8 protein-coding genes and 2 tRNA genes are annotated in these 9,475 nt (G+C 66.0%); 5 read left to right on the forward strand and 5 right to left on the reverse strand.

Annotated elements, in window-relative coordinates; genetic code table 11:
• Positions 1–34 precede the first annotated feature (34 nt).
• Both FHY18_RS12875 and FHY18_RS12880 read left to right on the forward strand, forming a co-directional pair.
• The gene (locus FHY18_RS12875; RefSeq protein WP_259155789.1) at positions 35–1,999 is read left to right on the forward strand and encodes an EAL domain-containing response regulator; all 1,965 of its coding nucleotides are present in this window, start codon (positions 35–37) and stop codon (positions 1,997–1,999) included.
• A gap of 39 nt (positions 2,000–2,038) precedes the next feature.
• Entirely contained in the window at positions 2,039–4,297 is a 2,259-nt protein-coding gene (locus FHY18_RS12880; protein WP_259155982.1) for an ATP-binding protein, read from the forward strand.
• Positions 4,298–5,023: 726 nt separating this feature from the next.
• Here the strand turns inward: FHY18_RS12880 and bfr are convergent.
• The 3 genes from bfr to FHY18_RS12895 all read right to left on the reverse strand — a co-directional run bounded on the left by bfr (position 5,024) and on the right by FHY18_RS12895 (position 6,666).
• Positions 5,024–5,494, reverse strand: coding sequence for a bacterioferritin (gene bfr / locus FHY18_RS12885; protein WP_005990707.1), 471 nt, complete (start codon positions 5,492–5,494; stop codon positions 5,024–5,026).
• 265 nt (positions 5,495–5,759) lie between these two features.
• Positions 5,760–5,969, reverse strand: coding sequence for a (2Fe-2S)-binding protein (locus FHY18_RS12890; protein WP_104614370.1), 210 nt, complete (start codon positions 5,967–5,969; stop codon positions 5,760–5,762).
• Between the two features lie 79 nt (positions 5,970–6,048).
• On the reverse strand, positions 6,049–6,666 hold the full coding sequence (locus FHY18_RS12895) for an RNA pyrophosphohydrolase (RefSeq protein ID WP_104611746.1): 618 nt from the start codon (positions 6,664–6,666) through the stop codon (positions 6,049–6,051).
• Between the two features lie 118 nt (positions 6,667–6,784).
• On the opposite strand from FHY18_RS12895, the gene FHY18_RS12900 reads away from it, so the two are divergent.
• A tRNA-Met gene (locus FHY18_RS12900) sits at positions 6,785–6,861 on the forward strand.
• Between the two features lie 52 nt (positions 6,862–6,913).
• A tRNA-Gln gene (locus FHY18_RS12905) sits at positions 6,914–6,988 on the forward strand.
• A gap of 452 nt (positions 6,989–7,440) precedes the next feature.
• Here FHY18_RS12905 and rpsI read toward each other — a convergent pair.
• Together rpsI and rplM are read right to left on the reverse strand one after the other, a co-directional pair.
• Positions 7,441–7,833 carry a 30S ribosomal protein S9 gene (gene rpsI / locus FHY18_RS12910; RefSeq protein ID WP_005990700.1) on the reverse strand — a complete coding sequence of 131 codons (393 nt, stop codon included), beginning with the start codon at positions 7,831–7,833 and terminating at the stop codon, positions 7,441–7,443.
• Between the two features lie 2 nt (positions 7,834–7,835).
• Entirely contained in the window at positions 7,836–8,264 is a 429-nt protein-coding gene (gene rplM / locus FHY18_RS12915) for a 50S ribosomal protein L13 (RefSeq protein ID WP_003483082.1), read from the reverse strand.
• A 181-nt stretch (positions 8,265–8,445) separates the two neighbouring features.
• Between rplM and coq7 the strand changes: the two genes are divergently transcribed.
• The gene (gene coq7, locus FHY18_RS12920) at positions 8,446–9,099 is read left to right on the forward strand and encodes a 2-polyprenyl-3-methyl-6-methoxy-1,4-benzoquinone monooxygenase (protein WP_259155797.1); all 654 of its coding nucleotides are present in this window, start codon (positions 8,446–8,448) and stop codon (positions 9,097–9,099) included.
• The last annotated feature ends 376 nt before the right edge of the window (positions 9,100–9,475 follow it).

The raw sequence follows: 9,475 nt of genomic DNA on the forward strand, positions 1-9,475 counted from the left end.
CATCGCATAATCATCGCGACTGCAGGGAGTATCGATGGCCGCCCGAGATCCGGTTCCTTTCACCACCCGTGACGACACCGCCACGCGTAATCGCCCGCTGCGCGCGGAGACGCCGCCGGCCGATTACTGGCGCCGCTGGGCCGACGAGTCTGCCGGCGCGCCCGACGACAGCGCGCCGGTGAGTGCGGCGATCATTCCCGCGCCCGCCGCGACCAACATTCCCAGCCACGCCGCGCCCATCGCACCGGCGCGTGCCGCGGCCAATGCCGGCGCAACGCGTGTTGCGGCAGCGCCGTCGCCGTCCTCCGCAGTGCCCGCGGTCAGAGCCGATGACGGCAACAACGTCGCGGCCGATGCGCCGTATCGCGTCCTGATCGTCGAAGACGACCGCTCGCAGGCCTTGTTCGCACAAAGCGTGCTGCATGGCGCCGGCATGCACGCGCAGGTCGAAATGACCGCCGCCAGCGTGCCGCAGGCGATCCAGGACTATCACCCGGATCTGATCCTGATGGATCTGCACATGCCCGAGCTGGACGGCATCCGCCTGACCACCTTGATCCGCCAGCAGCCGGGGCAGCAGCTGCTGCCGATCGTCTTCCTCACCGGCGACCCGGACCCGGAGCGCCAGTTCGAAGTGCTCGACAGTGGCGCCGACGATTTCCTCACCAAACCGATCCGCCCGCGCCACCTGATCGCCGCAGTGTCCAATCGCATCCGCCGCGCGCGCCAACAGGCGCTGCAGCTGGCCGGCGAGCAGGTCAGCGTGCGCAGCAACCCGGAGACCGGCCTGCCCACGCGCGGCCACGTGATGGAACTGCTGGCCACTGCGCTGGAGCGCAAGCAGTCCGGCGGCCTGTTCTTCATCGAGATCGCCAGCGCACTCGGCCTGCGCGAACGCTACGGCTACGCCGCCTACGAACGCCTGATGACCCAGGCCGGGCATCGCCTGGCCAGTGCCGCCCAGCCGTATCCGCTGGCACGTCTGAACGACAACAGCTTCCTGCTGCTGGCCGTGGATATGGACGAGGCGGGTCTGGAACAACGCGCGCTGGACATCCGCGAGCGGCTGTCCGCCAACGCCTTCCCGGTGCGCGAGGAAGAATCGGTGCATGTGCGCTGCGCGATCGGCGCCGCGCCGCTGGGCCTGGGCTTCGACGACACCGGCAGCGCGCTGGAAGCGGTCGAGCGCACTGCGCTGCAGGCACGCCTGCGCAGCGACGGCGTGCAGACCTATCTGGCGCCCAGCCAGGCCGAGCAACAGGAACAACTGCGCCTGGTCGAAGGCCAGCTCGAACTGGCCTACCAGCCAATCGTGGCCGTGGCCGGCGGCGATACCGCGCAATACCAGGTGTTGCTGCGGCTGCGCCAGGCCGACGGCACCCTGCTCTCGGCCGGCCAGGTGATTCCCGCCGCCGAAGCGGCCGGACGCATCGCCGACCTGGACCAGCAGGTCATGGATCACGCACTGGGCCTGCTGCATCTGTACCAGCACGCCAGCCCGCCGCTGCGCCTGTTCGTCTCGCAATCGCCGCGTACGCTGGCGCGCGATGCGTTCGCCGACTGGCTGCTCAAGGCATTGGTCGAGCGCGGCGTGGCCGGGCAATCGCTGATCGTGGACCTGCGCCTGGACGATGCCCTGATCCACGCGGTAACCGTGCAGCAGTTCTGCGCCAAGCTGATGCCGGCCGGCGTGCAGTTCTGCCTGAGCCAGTTCGAGCCCGGCGACGAAGCCAACGCGCTGCTGAGCCAGTTGCCGCTGAGTTTCGTGCGCATGGCCAACCGTTTCGCCGATGCGCACGGCAATGCCGCGGTGCGCGACGAACTGCGCGGGGTGATCGACATCGCCCATCAGCGCGGCCTGCTGATCATCGGCCAGCGCATCGAAGACCCGCAGGCGGCCGCCGCGATGTGGATGAGCGGCGTGGACTTCATCCAGGGCAACCTGGTGCAGACGGTCGGCAAGGAACTGGATTTCGACTTCACGAACGCGGTGCTCTAAATGACGCCGCAGGCAGGAGGCCTTCGCGCCTGGAGTGCCCTGGCCACGGTTGCCGCTCTCACCGCTGCGGTGGGCGCAGGCCTGCAATGGAGCGACATCCGCGGACCCTGGCACGCACTCACGGCCGTCGCTGCGGCGCTGGCCGTGGTGTTCGCCCTGTGCGCGGCAGTGGCTGCCCAGCGCAGCGCCCGCGCCCAGCAAGGCTTGTCCAAGCGCCTGGACGAGGCGGAACTTGCCCGCGAACGCCTGCAACAGGAACTGCAACGCCACGGCGAACTGGAACAGGAACTGTTGCGCGCCAAACAGGCGGCCGAAGCCGCCACGCTGGCCAAGGGCGAATTTCTGGCCACCATGAGCCACGAGATCCGCACCCCGCTCAACGGCATCATTCCGATGCTGGAACTCATCTCCAGCGGCCAGCTCAGCCTGGACCAGCGCGACATGCTGCAGACCGCCACCGGCAGCTCGCTGCAGCTGCTGCGCATCGTCGACGACATCCTCGACTACTCCAAGCTCGAAGCGAACAAGCTCGAACTGGAGATCACCACCTTCAACCTGCGCGAGTTGCTCGACGGTGTGGTGCAGCTGTTGCAACGCACCGCCGAAAGCCGCCAGCTGCGCCTGGGCCTGGACATCGAACCGTCGGTGCGCCTGCTGGTGCGCGGCGACCCGATCCGCCTGCGTCAGGTACTGGGCAACCTGATCGGCAATGCGATCAAGTTCACCGAGCGTGGCAGCATCGATATCCAGCTGCGCCGCCTGGGCGAGACCCGCGCCCAACACCTGCTGCGTTTCCAGGTGCGCGACACCGGCATCGGCATCGCCCCCGACCAGCAGGCCCGCCTGTTCCGCTCCTTCGCCCAGGCCGATGCCTCCACCACCCGCCTGTACGGCGGCACCGGGCTGGGGCTGGCGATCTGCAAGCGCATCATCGACCTGATGGGCGGGCGCATCGGCGTGGAATCCGAACCCGGGCGCGGTGCCACGTTCTGGTTCGAGATCCCGCTGCTCAAGGTGATCGGCGACCTGCAGCAGAGCACCGGCGCCGATGCCGCGCGGGTGATGGTGATCAGCTCCGACGCACGCCTGTCGCAGCGGCTCAAGCGCCTGCTCGACAGCTGGGGCGTGGCGCACGTGCTTATGGAAACCACCCAGGAAGCGCTGGAACGCGTGCGCCGCCATAGCGATGGAGAAGGCTTCCGCTGCGTCATCGCCGACCACGACACGCTGCGCTACAGCGCGCGCGCCGTGCATCGCGCGCTGGCCCGCCCGGAAGACCTCAGCGGCTCCAAGCTGATCTGGCTGTACGGCGACGAGCCGGTGCCGGCCGAACTGCAGGACAACGCCACCCTGGTGCCGCGCCAGAGCCCGGACGAGGTGCTGCGCACGCTGGTGCTGCCGCCGGACGCCAAGCCGGTCCATGCGCTGGCTCCAGCGATGATCCCCGAGCCGCTGCCGCCACCGATGGCCAACGCGCGCGAGGTGCGCATCCTGCTGGTCGAGGACAACCCGGTGAACCTGCTTGTCGCGCAGAAGCTGCTGGCGGTGCTGGGTTTCGAAGCCGACACCGCCACCGACGGCGAAGCCGCGCTGAGCAGCATGGAATCCACCCGCTACGACATGGTCTTCATGGATTGCCAGATGCCGGTGCTGGACGGCTACGCCGCCACCCGCCGCTGGCGCGCGATGGAAACCGAAAGCGGCGGCCGCCCGATCCCGATCGTGGCGATGACCGCCAATGCCATGGCTGGCGACCGCGAACGCTGCCTGGCCGCCGGCATGGACGACTACCTCTCCAAGCCCGTCGCCCGAGAGCAACTCGACGCCTGCCTGCAGCGCTGGCTGCCACGTCAGCCACTGGCGCCTGGCCCGACCAGCGGCACTGCACCGGTGGATCCCGAGAGCGCCAGCGCAGCTGCCCAGGCGCGCGCGCTCCCGATCCTGGACAGCAGCGTGATCGACGAGCTGTACGAAGTCGCCGGCGCCGACACCATCACCATCCTGCAGCTGTTCCTGGACGATGCCCCAGGCATCATCGAACAGCTGGAAGCGGCGGCCGCCAATCGCGACAGCATGCAGCTGCGCGACCTGGCCCACACGCTCAAATCGTCCAGCGCCAACGTCGGCGCCCAGGCCGTGTCCAATGCCGCGCGACGCATCGAACTGGCCGCCCGCACCGGCACCATCGAACGTCCCTCGGTAATGGTCGCCCTGGTCATCGCCGAGTACGCCCGCGCCCGCCTGGCCCTGCTGGGCCAGGTGGCCCGCCTGCAGGCCGCCACCCGCGCAACCGGCTGAGCGATCACCGACCACGACCGCACTCAGCCTGCCTGGCAATCCAGTCAGACTCACCTGCAATCTAGCCAGACTCGCCTGCGATCCAATCAGATCGACCTGCAATCCAGGATGCTGCTGAAGTCAGATGCGGAGGGGCTGTATCCCTCTGGCCGGACACCAGCAGCCCAAGCCCGGGATCTCGGATTGGAGATTCCGGAGGCAATCTCGGATCGCATCGCATCGCATCGCATCGGGTCGACGCTCGGAGCTTGGAGCTTGGAGCTCGGAGCTCGGAGCGGAAGCGGAACATATAAGCCCCTCTCCCGCCGGGAGAAGGGTTAGGGTGAGGGTACGGAGCGAAGCGATAAACAGCGCGTCCCGCGTCGCTGTGGCGCCGTCCGCGCAACGCCATCTGCATCCAGCACGCATCATCAAACCCCAAGTCTGGAAGCGCGTCAGGTCACCAACACCTCATCACCGCACGCGCGTGCAGCCCACCGAGCATCCACGCCCAATGCGCCGGGGCATTGAACGGCGCAGAAGCGTCACACAGCAGAGGAGGCACAAGCCCTACGTCCATCGCAATGGAGAGTGGAACGACGCTACCGGCAAACCCACCTGCGCCTCGCACGTCCAGCTGGATAGCCACGGCCACACCAAGCACCCGCGGCCCATCGCCCTTCCCTTCCCAACCTGCCATCACCAACCTACCCCACTGCACCGACAGCAGCGCAGCGCTTACCGGGCTCAGTCGTCCAGCTTGGTCAGCAGGTAATTGGGCTCGCCGATACGCGCGACCAGATCCAGCTGGGTTTCCAGCCAGTCGATGTGCTCTTCTTCCGACTCCAGGATGTCCACCAGCAACTGGCGGCTCACGTAGTCGTTGACGGTTTCCGCATACGCGACGGCTTCACGCAACACCGCGACCGCTTCGCGCTCCAGCGCCAGGTCGCAGCGGAACATCTCGGTCGGGTTCTCGCCGATCCGCAGCTTGCCCAGCGCCTGAAAATTGGGAAGCCCTTCGAGAAAGAGGATGCGGTCGGACAACTTGTCCGCATGCTTCATCTCGTCGATGGACTCCTTGTACTCATGCTCGGCCAGTTCTTTCAGGCCCCAGTTCTTCAGCATCTTGGCGTGCAGAAAATACTGGTTGATCGCAGTGAGTTCGTTGTAGAGCACCTTGTTGAGGTACTCGATGACTTTGGTATCGCCCTTCATGCGATGTCTCCGAGACAGTGAGCCGGCCGCACTCTAACGCGTTGGCGCGGCGCATGAAGGAACGCGAATCGTGATCAGTTGCGTGCTGCCGAGAGCATGCGGCAAAGCCATGCGTGCCGCATCGAGGTGACCGCAGCAAGCCAGGAGACTGCCCAAGCCCCCCTCAATGCCAGACCGGCATACCAGCAGCTGCTGGAACCACCGCAGGAGTCAGAGACGTGCCACCCGTTGCAGCACCCGGCGCGCGATGGGCACGCCGCACCGCTCAGGCGGCGCTTGCCAGACCCAGCAAGGGCAGAGGCAGCGCGCGGGTCGCGTGCGCCTTGCTCAGCAGATCGCCAGCCATTTCGAGGCATGAACCGCAATTGGACCCACAGCCGGTGCGCATGGTCAGCTCGGCCAAACTGGCGCAGCCGTTTTCGGCCGCTTCGCGGATCTGGTGGTCGGTGACCCCATTACAGATGCAGACGTACACGGTATCCGTCGGTGCTGGCGATCCGGAGAGGACCGGTGCTGATTGCACCGCAAACGAGAATAGGTGTCAATTCCAAACGTTAATCATTATTAATCCGCACCCGCGACGCCCCGCCACGCTTGCGTGGCCGCTTGCGCGGACTGTCGTGGCCGGCCGCACTGCTACCTGGCAACCACGCTTCCAGCGCACGCTCGGGCATCACACCGACCGCTGCCGGGCCTGCCAGGTTCTGCGCAAGCGGCGCCAGATGGCGCAGCGCACGCGCATACACACCACGCTTGAAGATCACCACGTGCTCGACCGGGTACCAGAAGTCCACCCAGCGCCAGTGGTCGAACTCGGGGGTATCGGTGTGGTCGAGCTTGAGATGCGACTCGTCGCCGGTGAACTGCAGCAGGAACCACACCTGCTTCTGGCCGATACACACCTGTCGCTCATTGCGGCGGACCGCCCGGCTCGGCAGGCGATAGCGTAGCCAACCAGGCGTGGCGCCGAGCAATTCCACATGCTCGGGCAACAACCCGGTTTCTTCGCGCAACTCGCGGTACATGGCTTCGACGGGTGTCTCATCGGTGTTCATGCCACCTTGCGGGAACTGCCAGCCGTCCCTGCGCACACGTCGTGCCCAGAACACCTGACCGTCCTTTCGCATCAGCACGATGCCGACGTTTGGCCGGAAACCGTCCGGATCGATCACGATGCGGACTCCTGAAAATCTACTGTCACCGACTCTGCCACGGCGACGGCCGGCTCACAAGCTGAAAACGAAATACTTGACAACACCCAGGCGCATCGCGAGAATTGCCGGCTCCCTAGGCTATGTAGCTCAGCCGGTTAGAGCACAGCACTCATAATGCTGGGGTCGGTGGTTCGAGTCCACCCATAGCCACCATGGTATTCAGGCCAGCACAGGCATGCGATACTCTGGGACAACACGTTTTTATTGCCCCGTCGCCAAGCGGTAAGGCACCTGACTCTGACTCAGGCATTCGGTGGTTCGAATCCATCCGGGGCAGCCAAACACAGAAGGTCCGATCGAACGATCGGGCCTTTTTTGTTGCCTGCGCCTCACCCGAATCCGCACAGCAACTGTCCCGGCTGCAGATGCCGCGCACTGCGTTCGGCCACTGCCTGCCCGGACAATGCTCAAGTTCCAAGACATTCGATACCTGAGTGAAATCGGGGGACCGCGCACCGGAACCCGCCATGGACACGCCGGGCCGGGACGACTTGGCGTTGCCCGCGCGCGTGGATACACAACCATTCGAGCGGCCGGGACGTCGGCAACGCCACACGCCCCAGCCACACCGAACCACAAAGACCCGGCGCACCGAGGCCAGCAGCAAATCGGCCGCCCGACTGCCCTCAAGCAGTCCGGCCCACGCACCACTCCAAAAACGACAAAAGCCCGGCAATGCCGGGCTTTTGAAGCACGCGCCCCGGCGAACCGGGACGCAGCAAACGCGATGGATCAGCGCTTGGAGAACTGGGTCGCGCGACGGGCCTTGTGCAGACCGACCTTCTTACGCTCGACTTCACGGGCGTCGCGGGTCATGAAGCCAGCCTTGCGCAGCTCGGACTTCAGGGTTTCGTCGTACTCGACCAGTGCACGGGCGATGCCCAGACGGATCGCACCGGCCTGACCGGTGGTGCCGCCGCCGGAAGCGGTGACCAGGATGTCGAAGCTTTCGGTGTTCTTGGTCAGCTCGAGCGGCTGGCGCACGATCATGCGCGCCGTCTCACGGCCGAAGAACTCGTCCAGCGGACGGTCGTTGACGGTGATCTTGCCAGTGCCCTTGCGCAGGAACACGCGAGCGGTGGAGGACTTGCGGCGGCCAGTGCCGTAGTTTTGCGTGATAGCCATGATTAGATATCCAGAACTTGCGGCTGCTGGGCGGCGTGCGGATGCTCGGCACCCGAATACACCTTGAGCTTGCGGTACATGGTGCGGCCCAGGGGGCCCTTCGGCAGCATGCCCTTGACGGCGATTTCGATCACGCGCTCCGGGTGGCGCTGCAGCGCCTGCTCCAGGCTCTCGGTCTTCAAGTTACCGATGTAGCCGGTGAAGCGGTGATACTTCTTGTCTTTCAGCTTGTTGCCCGTGACGACGATCTTCTCGGCATTGATCACCACGAGGTAATCGCCGGTATCGACGTGAGGGGTGTAAACCGGCTTGTGCTTGCCGCGCAGGCGGCGGGCCAGTTCGGTGGACAGACGGCCGAGCGTCTTGCCGGCGGCGTCAACGAGATACCAGTCGCGCTGGACGGTCTCGGACTTGGCGGTGAACGTAGTCATGAGAAAACTCTTGAGTGGTCGGGCGGATTGCAGCGGCAATGACCGCTGGAACTTTGCCACGCGTTGTGAAGGCGAAACAGAAGAGGCGGGATTGTACGCGGCAGCCCGTAGCGGCGCAAGTCGCACCGCTACCAGGGCCAAGATGGTTGGCAGCGGATCGGCCGGGCGCCAGAATCGAGACATGACCCAGACCTCCCCCACCCGACTGCACAGCCCGCTCGATCGACTCCTGGTCGAAGCCCAGCGCGCGCTGGAGACCGTCTTCGGCAACCCGCCCGCCGAGCGCCCCAACCCCGCCGCCGACACCCCCGATGTCGCGTTGCAGCCAGACCAGCGGCGTCATGCCGCCGGGCTGATGCGCATCAACCATGTCGGCGAGGTCTGTGCGCAAGGCCTGTACTTTGGCCAGGCGGCCGTCGCCCGCGACGCGCACACCCAGCATCACCTGCTGGAAGCCGCGCAGGAAGAGACCGACCACCTGGCCTGGTGCGCGGATCGCCTGCACGAACTGGACAGCCGCCCCAGCCTGCTCAACCCGGTGTGGTATGCCGGCAGCTACGCGCTGGGCGCCCTGGCCGGCCTGCGCGGCGACGACTGGAGCCTGGGCTTCGTGGTCGAGACCGAGCGCCAGGTGGAAGCCCACCTGGACGAGCACTTGGAGACCCTGCCGGAGATCGACCAACGCAGCCGCGCGATCCTGCGGGTGATGAAAATCGACGAAGCCCGCCACGCCGACCAGGCCGAACAAGCCGGCGCCCGCATCCTGCCACCACCCATCCCCACCGCCATGGCCTTGGCCTCCAAGCTGATGAAGACCCTCGCCTACAGGCTCTAGGGATTGGAGATGGGAGGCCGACGGCACCTGCAAACCATGCGCCACACCTTGCAGCACCCACCCGGAGCCAAAGCCCCCTTTGTTAAGGGCGCGCGCCGAAGGCGCGGGGATAGGTAGCCACGAAGTCGGGGCCCAAGATTTGCAAAGCAAATCTTGGGGGTCAGAACCGCGAAGCGGAGCTACATGCTCTAGCGATGGGGATTGTCGGCCGACGGCACCTGCAAACCATGCGCCACACCTTGCAGCACCCACCCGGAGCAAAGCCCCCTTTGTTAAGGGGGCGCGCCGAAGGCGCGGGGATAGGTAGCCACGAAGTCGGGGCCCAAGATTTGCAAAGCAAATCTTGGGGGTCAGAACCGCGAAGCGGAGCTACATG

Source organism: Xanthomonas sp. 3793 (assembly GCF_024806835.1).
Taxonomy (GTDB): Bacteria; Pseudomonadota; Gammaproteobacteria; order Xanthomonadales; family Xanthomonadaceae; genus Xanthomonas; species Xanthomonas arboricola_F.

Coding starts and splice junctions, on each gene's coding strand:
- bfr (WP_005990707.1), bottom strand. CDS start 5,494: ATGAAGGGCGATACCAAAGTCATCGAGTACCTCAACAAGGTGCTCTAC.
- rpsI (WP_005990700.1), bottom strand. CDS start 7,833: ATGGCTATCACGCAAAACTACGGCACTGGCCGCCGCAAGTCCTCCACC.
- FHY18_RS12875 (WP_259155789.1), top strand. CDS start 35: ATGGCCGCCCGAGATCCGGTTCCTTTCACCACCCGTGACGACACCGCC.
- coq7 (WP_259155797.1), top strand. CDS start 8,446: ATGACCCAGACCTCCCCCACCCGACTGCACAGCCCGCTCGATCGACTC.
- rplM (WP_003483082.1), bottom strand. CDS start 8,264: ATGACTACGTTCACCGCCAAGTCCGAGACCGTCCAGCGCGACTGGTAT.